The sequence below is a fragment of the Klebsiella sp. NPDC088457 genome, assembly GCF_044900465.1.
In the GTDB taxonomy this organism is placed as follows: Bacteria; Pseudomonadota; Gammaproteobacteria; order Enterobacterales; family Enterobacteriaceae; genus Klebsiella.
On sequence record NZ_JBJDNH010000034.1, the window covers coordinates 15,821 to 29,396 of the forward strand.

Sequence of the window (13,576 nt, forward strand, 5' to 3'; positions counted from 1 at the left end):
CCGGCGCCCGATGAAAAAAACCCGCAATCTTGCTGTTTAATTTTTTTCGCCGACCAGGAAAGTGCGGAACTGCGGCGACATCCAGGTTTTAAACCCGTCGCCCTCTTTGATAATCATATACACCGCCAGGCCTTGTTCGCGCACGACGTCCTGCGCCTTTTGCGGCCCGAGCACCATCAGCCCGGTATCCCAGCCATCCGCTTCCAGCGCCGTTGGCGCAATCACCGTAACCGAGACCAGCTTATGATCAATCGGCCGGCCGGTTTGCGGGTCGATCACGTGCGAGATCCGCTTACCATCCAGTTCATAGTAATTGCGGTAGCTGCCGGAAGTGCTGATCCCATGACCGTTGATATCCACTATTGCCTGAACGGCGTTTTCACGATCGGTCGGTTTCTGAATAGCCACCCGCCACGGTTGCCCGTCGGCGTTCATCCCCCGGCTGACCAACGCCCCGCCGACCGAGACCAGATAGCGGGAAATCCCCTCCTGCTCCATCAGGCGCGCCAGATGATCGGCGGCATAACCCTCGCCGACGGTGGAGAGATCGACAAACAGATCCGCAATATCTTTCTGCAGATACTGGCGATCCGCGTGGTTAATGACCGTCAGATGCTGCAATCCGCTACGCGCTTTCGCGGCGGCGATCTGCGCCGGATCCGGCGTTTTCACCGGCTGCTTATCCGGGCCGAAGCCCCAGAGATTAACCAGCGGACCCACCGTAATATCCATCGCGCCATCGGTTTTGGCGCCGATGCGCAGCGACATTGAGACAATATCGGCCATCGCCTCGCTCACCGGCCATGGCCCGGTGGTGGCGGCATGGTTAAACTGCATCAATGCCGAATCGTTTTTCCAGGTGGAAAGCAGGCGATCGTCGGCATCGAGCTGTGCCTGCACCTTCTGTCGCAGCGCCTGAGCTTTGCTTTCATCCACGCCAATCACGCTGACCCGCCAGAATGTGCCCATCGTCTTGCCGTCCAGCACGGTAGCGGCACTCTTTGGCATGCCAGGAGAAGTGGCTGCATCGCAGCCGGAAAGGAGTACGCAGATGGCAAACAGCGCGGTACGAAAAAAAGTGATATCCATAAAATTGGGTTCCTCTTGCTAAGCCAGCAAGGTTACACCAGACAGTTTAAACGAGGCATAAAAAAAGGCGCCAGAGGCGCCTTTTTTCGAGACTTCAGCGTGCTTAGAACTGGTAAACCAGGCCCAGAGCAACGATATCGTCGGTAGAGATACCGGCGCGTTGGGTGAAGCTGTTGTCGTCCAGCAGGTTGATTTTGTAGTCAACATAGGTGGACATGTTTTTGTTGAAGTAGTAGGTCGCGCCTACGTCAACATATTTCAGGATATCCTGGTCGCCGTAGCCTTCCAGATCCTTACCTTTTGACTGAGAGTAAGCCAGGGACGGACGCAGACCGAAATCGAACTGGTACTGTGCAGCCACTTCGAAGTTCTGTGCTTTGTTAGCAAAGCCCAGGCCGCCAGCGCGGGTTGCGTTGTAGGTCTGAGTGTACTGAGCCGCCAGGTAGATGTTGTTCGCGTCGTATTTCAGACCGCCGGTGTAGGTTTCAGCGTTATCGCCGCGGCCCAGATCCAACTGGTTCTGATCGCCAAGACGTTTAGAGTGAGAGTACGCGAAACCAGCGCTGATGCCGTCCCAGATGTCATAGGTCAGGGAGGTACCGTAACCGTCGCCGTTCTGTTTCAGAGCGCTACGACCGTTGTTGGTCGGAGACAGAGCGCCTTCGCCACTTGGGCTGCCGTTTTTACCCTGGTACTGCAGAGCAAAGTTCAGGCCGTCAACCAGACCGAAGAAGTCAGAGTTACGATAGGTTGCAACGCCGTTAGCACGGGACTGCAGGAAGTTGTCAGAACCGTAGGTGTCGCCGCCGAATTCTGGCAGAACGTCGGTCCAGGAAGTTACGTCGTAAACAACGCCGTAGTTACGACCGTAGTCGAAAGAGCCCGCGTCGCCGAATTTCAGACCAGCAAACGCCAGACGGGTCCATGCCTGATCGCTGGAGCTCTCAGTGTTGTTCGCCTGAACGTTGTATTCCCACTGGCCGTAACCGGTCAGCTGGTCGTTGATCTGAGTTTCGCCTTTCACGCCGATACGCATGTAGGTCTGGTCGCCGTCAGCGCTCTTATCATCAGAGAAATAGTGCAGACCGTCGATTTTACCGTAGAGGTCTAATTTGTTGCCGTCTTTGTTATAAATTTCAGCCGCATTTGCTGCGCCTGCTACCAGCAGAGCCGGTACCAGGAGGGACAGTACTTTAACTTTCATGTTATTAACCCTCTGTTTGTTATATGCCTTTTATTATTGCCACTGCTTACTGATTACCCTTCTAATCAGTCGGCTATATTCATTGTGCTGTAAAATGCAGAATAATCCAACAAGAATATGATACGAAAACTTCTAAGGTGTTTCAAAATGCGCACAAGATGTTTCAATTTGTAAACGAAGGGGAACTTTTTCCCACCAATGGGAATCAAGAAAATAAGCACCAATAATCAAGAAAATAATTTTTCTCAAACAACATCATGAAGTTAGACACAGCTACATCTATAGCACTGAATGACAAAACAAAATCCCCCCCGACGACTAGAATAACCCTCGCTATCATCATTAACTTTATTTATTACCGTCATTCAGTTCTGAATGTCTGTTTACCCCTATTTGAGCCGGATGCTTCGCATTCGGTTTTTTTTTACCCTTCTTTACACAACTTTAATTCCCTCTGTTTGGCGCGCGAAAAAAAATAACGTTTATTAATCAAACACCTCACCATTGAGCACATCCTTATTCCGGTAATTTCTTGTTATTTAGTGCTATTCACAAAAATAAATCGGTAAATAATTGTACAAAATTCACCGGGCTGTACACCTTCTCCGCACTCACTTCTTTAAGATAAATCTCAGGATTAAAAAAATTGCAGAACGGCAATCTGTAGTATGGATTTGATAAATTAGCCTTTATACTGCTTACAGTATTCACTCTGCTGCCAGCTATCTGGCGCAACGTCCTGCTTACACACTGATGAGTCGCTCCGTCACACGATGACCCAAAAAAAATTTTCCCTGATGCCAGGCAGCATCACCCGCTTCTTCATTTTAATGGTCATCGTCCTGCTGGCGACGATGGGTGTCATGATTCAAAGCGCGGTCAATACCTGGCTGAAAGATAAAAGTTATCAGGTCATCGACGTGAGCCACGCGCTGCATAAACGCATCGATGCCTGGCGCTACGCGACCTGGCAAATTTATGACAATATTGCCGCCACCTCTTCCAGCACCGCCGGCGATGGCTTACAAGAAACGCGATTGAAACAAGATGTCTACTACCTGGAAAAGCCGCGGCGGAAAACCGAAGCGCTGATTTTTGGTTCTCATGACAGCTCGACGCTGGAAATGACGCAAAAAATCTCCAGCTACCTCGACATTCTGTGGGGCGCGGAAACCATCCCCTGGTCGATGTACTATCTGAACGGCCTCGATAACAGCCTGATTCTGGTTTCGACGCTGCCGCTGAAAGATCTGTCATCAAGTTTTAAAGAGTCGACGATCGCCAGCGTCGTAGAGTCCCGCCGCGCGGAAATGCTGTTGCAGGCCAACACCCTGGATGAGCGCGAAACCTTTTCGTCGCTGCGCCACCTCTCCTGGCAAAACGGGCACTATTTCACCCTGCGCACCACGTTTAACCAACCGGGCCATCTGGCGACCGTTGTCGCCTTCGATCTGCCGATTAACGACCTGATACCGCCAGGTATGTCGCTGGATAATTTTCGGATTGAACCCGACCCGGCGCAAAGCGCGGCCACCAGCCCGGATAAAGAAACCGCTGATAACGTCAACGTCGACTTTAACGGCGCGCGAATCGAGATCACCACCAACATCAGTACCAGCGGAATGCGCCTGATCTGGGTCGTTCCATTCAGCACATTGCTGATGCAATCCCTGCAGAGCGTTCTTCTGCCGCTGCTGCTGATCGTCGGCTTGCTGGCATTGACCCTGTTCGGGTTTACGACATTTCGCCACTACAGCGGCCGCAGCCGTCAGAGCGGCACCGGCGTCTCTTCCGCCGCCAACGGTGAATTACGCACCCTGCGCGCCATTAATGAAGAGATCGTATCGCTGTTGCCGCTGGGGCTGCTGGTCCACGATCAGGAAGCCAACCGGACGCTTATCAGCAACCCGATTGCCGACCATCTTCTGCCGCATCTGAACCTGCAGAACATCACCAATATGGCGGATCAGCATCAGGGGGTCATTCAGGCCACCATCAATAACGAGCTGTATGAAATTCGTCAGTATCGTAGCCAGGTAGCGCCGCGGACGCAGATTTTCATTATTCGCGATCAGGACCGGGAGGTGCTGGTCAGTAAAAAGCTGAAGCAGGCGCAGCGGCTGTATGAAAAAAACCAGTACGGTCGCGCCGCGTTTATGCAGCATATCGGAAGCGCGTTGAAGCAACCGGCGCAGACGCTGGCGGAAGAAGCCGCGGCGCTTGGTATCGCCGAGAGCCGTAAGCTGGCGCAGCATGCCGATCGGCTGGTACAGCTGGTGGATGAAATTCAGCTCGCCAACCTGCTGGAGAACGATTGCTGGAAAAGTAGCCCCGGGCTGTTCTCCATCCAGGAGCTGATCGATGAAGTGGTGCCAGAGGTGCTGCCGCTCATCAAACGTAAAGGCCTGCAGCTACTGATTAACAACGCGCTACCGGCGAGTGAACAACGCTATGGCGATCGCGATGCCCTGCGCCGCACCCTGCTGCTGTTAATTCAATATTCGGTGACCACGACGCAAATCGGTAAAATCACCCTCGAAGTGAGTAAAGACGAGTCGGCAGACGATCGCCTGACCTTCCGTATTCTGGACACCGGCAACGGCGTATCCGGCAACGAAATTGACAATATGCACTTCCCGTTCCTCAACGAGACTCAGTCAGACCTGTATGGTAAGGCTAACGCCCTCACCTTCTGGCTCTGCGATCGCCTGACGCGTAAGCTTGGCGGCCAGATGAATATCAAAGCGCGCGAGTCGCTGGGCACCCGCTATTCACTGCATCTCAAAATGCCGGCCAGTGGCGAAGAGCACGAGGCTGGCGAGCATCTGCTGGATGATGTCGTGGCGATGCTGGATATTACCGCCAATGAAGTGCGACGGATCGTCGTGCGCCAGCTTGAAAGCTGGGGGGCAAGCTGCATCACCCCGGACGAAAGGCTGACAAATCAAGAATACGATCTCTTTTTAACGGATAATCCGTCTAATCTTACTGCTTCAGGCTTGCTTTTAAGCGATGATGAGGTTGGGATACGCAAAATTGGCCCAGGCCAGCTGCGTGTCAATTTTAATATCAGCGCAGCCATGCAGGAAGCGATTCTGCAACTGATTGAGCAGCAGCTGGCGCAGGAAGAGGTTCAGCCCGCCTCTCCAGGCAGCGAAAGTAATGCCGAGCTCCACGCCAGCGGCTATTACGCACTGTTTGCCGATACGGTTCCGGATGATGTTCAGAGGCTGTATACTGAACTGGCCACAAGCGATTTAGCTGCGTTGGCGCAGACAGCGCACCGCCTTAAAGGGGCGTTTGCTATGCTTAATCTGACACCCGGCAAACAGTTATGTGAAACGCTTGAGCATCTGATTCGCGAAAAAGATGCGCAAGGCATAGAAAAATATATCAGCGACATTGACGTTTACGTCAAGAGCTTGCTGTAGCAAGGTAGCCTAATACATGAACACTATGAACGTAATTATTGCCGATGACCATCCGATCGTACTGTTCGGTATTCGTAAATCACTCGAGCAAATCGAGTGGGTAAACGTTGTTGGCGAATTTGAAGACTCCACGGCCCTGATCAACAATCTGCCTAAATTAGACGCACACGTTCTGATTACCGACCTGTCGATGCCCGGCGACAAATATGGCGACGGGATCACCTTGATCAAATACATCAAGCGCCATTTCCCGGATCTGTCGATCATCGTTCTGACAATGAACAACAACCCGGCGATTCTCAGCGCGGTGCTGGATCTGGATATCGAAGGGATCGTGCTGAAACAGGGCGCGCCGACCGATCTGCCAAAAGCGCTGGCCGCGCTGCAGAAAGGCAAAAAATTCACCCCGGAAAGCGTCTCACGCTTGCTGGAAAAAATCAGCGCCAGTGGCTACGGCGATAAACGCCTGTCGCCAAAAGAGAGCGAAGTGCTGCGCCTGTTCGCCGAAGGTTTCCTGGTGACGGAGATTGCCAAAAAGCTCAACCGCAGCATTAAAACCATCAGTAGCCAGAAGAAATCGGCGATGATGAAACTGGGCGTGGAAAACGATATCGCCCTGCTGAACTACCTTTCTTCCGTTTCTCTGAGCGCCAGCGACAAAGAGTAACGTTCCCGCCCGGACGGCGGCGCCCCGCGCCCGATCCTGGCCAGAAGAGATCCCGGACGAGCGCGCCCCGCGCCGCCGGGAAATTCCCCGGTCTATTCCCTGCTCTTGCGCACCCGCGCGGCATACAGCGCCAGGGTTTGTTTAAGGATATCCAGGGTCACCGGTTTCGACAGACAGCTATCCATTCCGGATTCCAGGCAGCGCTGTTTCTCTTCGGCCAGCGCGTTGGCGGTCACTCCGATAACCGGTAGCGTCATCTCCAGCTGGCGGATACGCTGCGTCAGACGATAGCCGTCCATGTTTGGCATGTTGACATCGCTCAATACGATATCGATATGCTGTTTACTCAGCACGCCCAGCGCATCGACCCCATCGTTGGCGGTCACGCACTGGTATCCCAGCGAACCAAGCTGGTCAGCCAGCAGCCGGCGGTTGATCGGATGATCGTCTACCACCAGGATCATCATGTCATCATTATTGGCGAGCTGCGTTTCCGGCGCCGACAGCGCAGGCCCATGCTCGGGGCTCGTCACGGCAATACTGAAGATGCGTCCCAGCAGCGGCAACAGCTCATGCGGCGTGGTCACGCTATGGATCCATTCACCCGGCGCGCGCTCCAGCGGAATACCAATATGGCGGCGGCAGAAAATCACCGCCGCACCGCCCTGCCAGCGCGCGTCCGGCTCATCATCGGTCAGCAAAATATCATCCGCCCCCGACGGCTGCCCGTCATAGACATGCGCCTGGATGCCGTGGTGTCTGAGTAGCGACGTAATAAACAACGCCAGCGACGTATTGTGTATCGCCAGCCAGCAGCATTTTTCCGCCAGCCCTTCCGCTATCAGCGGCGAGCGGTTTTGCACCCCATATAGCGGGATACGAATGGTGAAACGGCTGCCCATCCCCGGTTCGGTTTCGACGGCAATATCGCCATCCATCATGCTGATCAGCTTTTCGCAGATCGCCAGCCCCAGACCGGTCCCCTGGAAATTACGCTGTACGCCGGTCCCGACCTGGAAGAAAGGATCAAACAGGCGCACCACCTCTTTCGCCGGGATCCCTTCCCCGGTATCACGCACGCTAATTTGCAGATAATCCCCGGCGCACTGGACATGCAGAATAATACAACCGGTGTCGGTAAATTTGATGGCGTTACTGAGCAGGTTAGAAATGACCTGCTGCAGACGCATCGGATCGCCGGACATCAGCTGCGGGACGTCGGGCTCTATAAAGCAGTACAGTCCCAGCTGTTTACGCACCACCAGCGGCAGATAGTTGGCAGAGATATGGTTCATCACCTCGCGGGGAGAAAACTCACCGGGTTCAATTTTCAGCTGCTCGGACTCAATTTTCGAGAAGTCGAGGATATCGCTGATGATCTTCAGCAGCAGGCTGGAAGAGTTATTCATCGCCGTTACCAGCCTGTCGACGCCCTTCGGTAACTCTTTGGTTTGCAGGAGATCGAGGTTACCGATAATCCCGTACAGCGGCGTGCGTAATTCATGGCTGACGGTGGCGAGGAACATCGATTTCGACTGGCTGGCCTGCTCCGCGGCCTGCGCCATTTCCTGCAACGACTCTTCCATTTTGACGCGCGCGCTGACGTCCACCAGCACGCAGATAGCGACGTTTTCGTTGCGATAGCGCGAATGCACAAAGCTGATTTGCAGGTTGGTGTTGTTGCTGGTCAACACATCCACAAAGTTAACCTGCTGGCCGCAGATTATCTGCGTTAGCCGCTGTCGGTCCTCATGGGTCAACATGTTGAGGTAGTTATGCGCCAGCTCATTGCTCAGGATATTGGTGCCATCGAGCGTGCGCAGAATGCAAATGCCGACCGGCGCCGACGCGACGATTTTACGGTTGAACTGCTCATGCTCCTCCAGCCGCTGGGCGTCGTTTTCCGCCGGGATAAAGATCCGCCGTTCATACATCCGCGCCAGAGCGAACAGAATCACCCCGGTCAGGATATTGAGGATAATCGCGTTGATGATCAGCATCCGGATACGTTCGAGCACCTGATCGACCGACACCGAATAGACAATGCTCAATGACGACGGCGGCAGGCTCTTCTTCAGCGCCAGCTCGCGAAAACCGGCGGTGTAGCCAAACCAGACCCGCTCCTGCATCCACCGGGCTTCACTCTTAATTTTGTTATCCGCCCCGGCAAGCGAAATTAACGGCTGCCCGTTGTCGTCGAGAATGGTGACGCTCATCGGCAGACTGCCCGGCGTGAAGAAGCTCTCCATCCGGATCGTTTGCTCAATGCCCAACATCGCCTGCAGACGGTTTGCCATATACACCGGCGTCAGCGCGTAAAAATACCCCACTCCCGGGCGCACGCCCTGGCTTATCCAGAACAGATTGCTGCCGCGCTCGTTTTGCGGCGCATCGCGATACTGTTCGATGCGCTGGTGCAGAACCTTCAGCGCCTGATCGCGCTCGAGCGGCATTTCGCGCAGGCCAAAGTTGGCCATACACAGATTATCGCTCCCGATCAAAAAGATGCGGTTCAGATCATAGGCGGCGGAAAAATTATCGCGCCAGTAGCGCATAAACCACGCCAGCGACTGCAAAGAATTGTGCCAGGTGGTGCCCATGGTTCCACAATCCGAATCGGGATACAGCGGTTCGAAATCGGGCACGGCGATGCTGCCATTCGGCACAGACGAAGCCGTGCTCTCACCGCCGCTGAGCGGCCGGTTACCGGCGACGTATTTCAACTCTTTAATAACGTCTGCGGTCCGCTGGATATAGCGTTGCGCCTGATCGGCATTGAGATTAAATTCCTGACGGATTTCCGACTCTCTATCATGCAGGGCATTGACGATATAAAACACGGAGACGAAAGCGATCAGCATCCAGAGCAGTACCGCCAGCGCCCGGAACAGGTAGCGTGAAACCTTTAGCGTGGTATGAAAAGAGGCAAGATATTTCAATGTGGCGATACTCGGCCGTCAGGGACTCAACAGAATGGGGTTAAGGTAGCGGTAAATGACCGACGTCGCAATGCTCTCTCTTTACGGGAATATGATACACCGCCGAGAAACCTGCGGCCTCCCCCTCGATAATAGGCGTTTGCCTGAAAAACATTCAACATGGACATCAGCATGCGCTATCTAAAAGGGATAATACGCCGGATCTATCCTCGGCGTTTGCGAAACCAAATGATTCTGATGGCTATACTGATGGTTTGCATACCGATAATCGCTATTGGTTATATCGTAGAAACAGAGGGCCGTTCAGCAGTCTTATCTGAAAAAGAGAAAAAACTCTCAGCCGTCGTTAACCTGCTGAATACTGCTCTGGCCGATCGCTTTAATCACTATAGCCATTTACCCCGTGATGAACGCATCCGGGCTCTTAATCATGAGCTAGGTCCCATTACCGAACGTATTACTGATGCCTTCCCCGGTATCGGCGCAGGGTATTACAATAAGGCGCTGGATGCCATTATCACGTATGCTCCCGCACAACTTTTTCAGGACACCGTCGGCATCACCATTACAGCAGAGCATCCTGGCCGTAGGGTCATGAACACCAACGCTCCGCTGGTATTTTCTGGCAAGCAGGTTCGCGGCGATATTCTCAACTCCATGATTCCAATCGAACGGCATGGTGAAGTCATCGGCTATATCTGGGCCAATGAGCTGACAGAAGATATTCGCCAGCAGGCATGGAAGATGGACGTCCGGATTATTGCAGTCCTGGCGGTGGGATTGATGAGTAGCCTGCTGCTGATTGTCCTCTTTTCACGGCGATTCAGTGCCAACATTGATATTATCACCGACAGTCTCTCCACCCTTGCGCAGAATAACCCTACGCGATTACCCAATCTGCCAGGCGAACTGGGACAAATTAGCCGTAGCGTAAATGCGTTGGCGCAAACGCTACGCGAGACCAAAACCCTTAACGATCTGATCATAGAAAACGCCGCCGACGGGGTTATCGCCATCGACAGACAGGGCGATGTCACGACGATCAATCCCGCAGCAGAACAGATTACCGGCTATAAGCAGCATGAACTGGTCGGGCAACCGTATGCCACTCTGTTTACCGATCCGCATTTCCGTAGCCCCGTTCTCGACACGCTGGCGCACGGCATTGAGCATCTCGCTCAGGAGGTCAGTTTTCCGGCGCGCGACCGCACTATTGAACTTAGCGTGACGACCAGCCGAATCCACAACGCGCGGGGCGAGTTGATCGGCGCGCTGGTTATTTTTTCTGATTTGACGGCCCGTAAAGAGGCGCAGCGCCGGCTGACCCAAACGGAGAGGCTCGCCACCCTGGGCGAATTAATGGCCGGCGTGGCTCATGAAGTCCGGAACCCGCTGACGGCAATCCGTGGCTACGTGCAAATCATCCTCCAGCAAACTCCCCTGCCCGTGCATCAAGAATATTTATCTATCGTGCTCAATGAAATTGATTCAATCAATAAGGTCATCCAACAGCTGCTGGCTTTCTCCCGGCCCCGGCAAAGCCAATGGCAAAAAATCCATCTGAACGCCCTGATTGAAGAGGCGTTGATTCTGGTACAAACCTCCGGCGTGCAGGCCAGAATCACCTTCGTTACGCAATTTGACGCCAACCAACCCGCGATCGTCGCGGATCGTGAATTGCTTAAGCAGGTACTCCTCAATCTGTTGATTAATGCGGTACAGGCAATAGGGGCACGAGGGGAAATTCGCATTCGAACGTGGCAATACACGCCAACGCAGCTGGCGGTCGCGATTAAGGATGATGGTTGCGGTATTGATCTCGCACTGCAAAAAAAGATATTTGACCCCTTTTTCACGACCAAAGCCTCAGGTACCGGTCTTGGGCTGGCGCTGAGCCAGCGGATCATCAATGCACATCAAGGAGATATCCGCGTTACCAGCACGCCAGGATGCGGTACAACCTTCACCCTTATTTTACCGCTCAATCCCCGGGAGAACCCGCGCGTATGAAATCCACCTACCGTATTCTCATCGTTGATGACGAAGAGAACGTTCGCCGAATGTTGACTACGGCATTTTCCTTACAGGGACACGAAACGCACTCCGTTAGTAATGGCCAGGACGCGCTACGAACCTTTGCTCAAACGCAGCCAGATGTGGTGTTGATGGATATTCGGATGCCGGAAATGGACGGTATCGCGGCGCTGAAAGCCATGCGGGCGATGGAGCCAGGGATCCCCATCATTTTGATGACCGCCTATGCGGAAGTGGAGACGGCAGTAGAAGCCTTACGCAGCGGAGCATTCGATTATGTGATCAAACCTTTCGATCTTGACGAACTAACCTTAGTGATTCAACGAGCGCTACAGCTTCAGGCGATGAAGCAAGAGATCCGCAGCCTGCATAAGGCGCTGAGCACCAGCTGGCAGTGGGGGCATATTCTGACGAACAGCCCGGCAATGATGGATATCTGCAAAGACACGGCCAAAATCGCCCTCTCGCAGGCCAGCGTACTGGTTAGCGGCGAAAGCGGGACCGGGAAAGAGCTGATCGCCCGCGCGATTCACTATAATTCCCGCCGCTCAAACGGCCCGTTTATCAAGATTAACTGCGCCGCTTTACCGGAATCATTACTGGAAAGCGAGCTCTTTGGTCATGAAAAAGGCGCTTTTACCGGCGCGCAGACCCTACGTCAGGGACTGTTTGAACGAGCGCATCGGGGAACGCTGTTACTCGATGAGATTGGCGAAATGCCGCCGATCCTCCAGGCTAAACTACTGCGCATTCTGCAGGAAAGAGAATTTGAGCGCATTGGCGGACATCAAACCATTAAGGTCGATATTCGCATTATCGCCGCCACCAACCGGGATCTACAGGCGATGGTGAAAGAAGGCCGTTTTCGCGAAGACCTGTTTTACCGCCTGAATGTGATTCATCTGATGCTGCCGCCGCTAAGAGAGCGGCGAGAAGATATCGCCCTGCTGGCCAACCATTTTCTGCAGAAATTCAGTTCGGAAAATCAGCGCGATATCATTGAGATTGACCCGGCGGCGCTCTCGCTGCTCGCCACCTGGCCATGGCCGGGCAATATCCGCGAGCTATCCAACGTCATTGAACGCGCGGTGGTGATGAGCACCGGCGCGGTCATTTTCGCCGAAGACTTACCCGCTCAGTTCCGTCATCCCATCAGCACGACGACGGAAATGAAGCCGGCGCAGGCGGGAGAACGAAATCTGAAAGAGGAGATCAAGCGTGAAGAGAAACGGATCATTCTTGAGGTGCTCGAACAGCAGGAGGGAAATCGCACCCGCACCGCATTAATGCTGGGTATCAGCCGACGTGCCTTGATGTATAAACTGCAGGAGTACGATATCGACCCGGCGGGTATCTAATACCAAAATCTGCTATGCAGGATTTTGCACAGTGCGCAAAATCCTGCATAGTTTCCGCCGTCACCATCGACAAAAAAGCCAAACAAACCTTTAAATTCAATCAATTAATAAAAACCACTTCAAATTCCAACTCTGGCACCCCGCTTGCTATCCCCTTGGTGTACCCAACACGGAGTATGCAAAAGGGAAACACAATGAAAAATAAACTGATTACCTTACAGGACGCCTCTGGCTTCTTTCGTGACGGCATGACCATTATGGTTGGTGGCTTTATGGGGGTTGGCACCCCGCCCCGCCTTGTCGCGGCGTTACTTGAATCCGGCGTCAGAGATCTCACCCTCATTGCCAACGATACTGCATTCGTTGATACCGGCATTGGTCCACTGATCGTCAATGGCCGGGTTAGCAAAGTTATCGCTTCCCATATTGGCACCAATCCCGAAACGGGTCGCCGCATGATTGCCGAAGAGATGGAGGTTCAGCTGGTTCCGCAAGGTACCCTGATTGAACAAATCCGCTGCGGCGGCGCAGGCCTCGGCGGCTTTTTGACGGCAACCGGCGTCGGTACCGTCGTAGAGGAGGGTAAGCAGACCCTCACTCTTGACGGCAAAACCTGGCTCCTGGAACGCCCTTTACGTGCGGATCTGGCGCTTATCCGCGCCCATCAAGCCGACTCATCTGGCAACCTCACCTACCGACTCAGCGCCCGCAATTTCAACCCGCTTATTGCTCTCGCAGCCGACATTGCGCTGGCTGAACCCGATGAACTGGTCGACACCGGCGCGCTCCAACCTGACCAGATCGTGACCCCTGGCGCCGTTATCGACCATATCCTCATGCCGCAGGAGAAATAA

Annotated in this window: 8 protein-coding genes; 5 read left to right on the forward strand and 3 right to left on the reverse strand. The window is 53.7% G+C overall.

Translation table 11 applies throughout. From position 1 onward, the window contains the following. Positions 1–36: 36 nt before the first annotated feature. Both apbE and ACI2JR_RS19900 read right to left on the reverse strand, forming a co-directional pair. Positions 37–1,089: an FAD:protein FMN transferase ApbE gene (gene apbE, locus ACI2JR_RS19895; RefSeq protein ID WP_462479285.1), complete on the reverse strand. Its 1,053-nt coding sequence runs from the start codon at positions 1,087–1,089 to the stop codon at positions 37–39. 103 nt (positions 1,090–1,192) lie between these two features. After that, positions 1,193–2,293, reverse strand: coding sequence for a porin OmpC (locus tag ACI2JR_RS19900; protein ID WP_462479286.1), 1,101 nt, complete (start codon positions 2,291–2,293; stop codon positions 1,193–1,195). A 773-nt stretch (positions 2,294–3,066) separates the two neighbouring features. Here ACI2JR_RS19900 and rcsD point away from each other — a divergent pair. Together rcsD and rcsB are read left to right on the forward strand one after the other, a co-directional pair. After that, complete coding sequence (rcsD, locus tag ACI2JR_RS19905; protein WP_462479287.1) at positions 3,067–5,724, forward strand: phosphotransferase RcsD; 2,658 nt, start codon at positions 3,067–3,069, stop codon at positions 5,722–5,724. 16 nt (positions 5,725–5,740) lie between these two features. Continuing rightward, a complete protein-coding gene (gene rcsB / locus ACI2JR_RS19910; protein WP_132725569.1) occupies positions 5,741–6,391 on the forward strand; it encodes a response regulator transcription factor RcsB in 651 nt (216 codons plus the stop codon). A 92-nt stretch (positions 6,392–6,483) separates the two neighbouring features. Here rcsB and rcsC read toward each other — a convergent pair whose 3' ends face one another. Then, complete coding sequence (gene rcsC, locus ACI2JR_RS19915; protein ID WP_462479288.1) at positions 6,484–9,330, reverse strand: two-component system sensor histidine kinase RcsC; 2,847 nt, start codon at positions 9,328–9,330, stop codon at positions 6,484–6,486. A gap of 171 nt (positions 9,331–9,501) precedes the next feature. Here rcsC and atoS point away from each other — a divergent pair, with 171 nt between their 5' ends. The 3 genes from atoS to atoD all read left to right on the forward strand — a co-directional run bounded on the left by atoS (position 9,502) and on the right by atoD (position 13,576). Next, on the forward strand, positions 9,502–11,340 hold the full coding sequence (atoS, locus tag ACI2JR_RS19920; protein WP_462479289.1) for a two-component system sensor histidine kinase AtoS: 1,839 nt from the start codon (positions 9,502–9,504) through the stop codon (positions 11,338–11,340). Beyond that, positions 11,337–12,722 carry an acetoacetate metabolism transcriptional regulator AtoC gene (gene atoC, locus ACI2JR_RS19925; protein WP_462479290.1) on the forward strand — a complete coding sequence of 462 codons (1,386 nt, stop codon included), beginning with the start codon at positions 11,337–11,339 and terminating at the stop codon, positions 12,720–12,722. The genes atoS and atoC overlap by 4 nt, the downstream gene beginning before the upstream one ends. 194 nt (positions 12,723–12,916) lie before the next feature. Continuing rightward, the gene (gene atoD, locus ACI2JR_RS19930; RefSeq protein WP_132725579.1) at positions 12,917–13,576 is read left to right on the forward strand and encodes an acetate CoA-transferase subunit alpha; all 660 of its coding nucleotides are present in this window, start codon (positions 12,917–12,919) and stop codon (positions 13,574–13,576) included.

What these genes read in the sequence shown, in the direction of transcription:
- apbE (WP_462479285.1), bottom strand. Translation starts at nt 1,089, where the DNA reads ATGGATATCACTTTTTTTCGTACCGCGCTGTTTGCCATCTGCGTACTC.
- ACI2JR_RS19900 (WP_462479286.1), bottom strand. Translation starts at nt 2,293, where the DNA reads ATGAAAGTTAAAGTACTGTCCCTCCTGGTACCGGCTCTGCTGGTAGCA.
- rcsD (WP_462479287.1), top strand. Translation starts at nt 3,067, where the DNA reads ATGACCCAAAAAAAATTTTCCCTGATGCCAGGCAGCATCACCCGCTTC.
- rcsB (WP_132725569.1), top strand. Translation starts at nt 5,741, where the DNA reads ATGAACACTATGAACGTAATTATTGCCGATGACCATCCGATCGTACTG.
- atoS (WP_462479289.1), top strand. Translation starts at nt 9,502, where the DNA reads ATGCGCTATCTAAAAGGGATAATACGCCGGATCTATCCTCGGCGTTTG.
- atoC (WP_462479290.1), top strand. Translation starts at nt 11,337, where the DNA reads ATGAAATCCACCTACCGTATTCTCATCGTTGATGACGAAGAGAACGTT.
- atoD (WP_132725579.1), top strand. Translation starts at nt 12,917, where the DNA reads ATGAAAAATAAACTGATTACCTTACAGGACGCCTCTGGCTTCTTTCGT.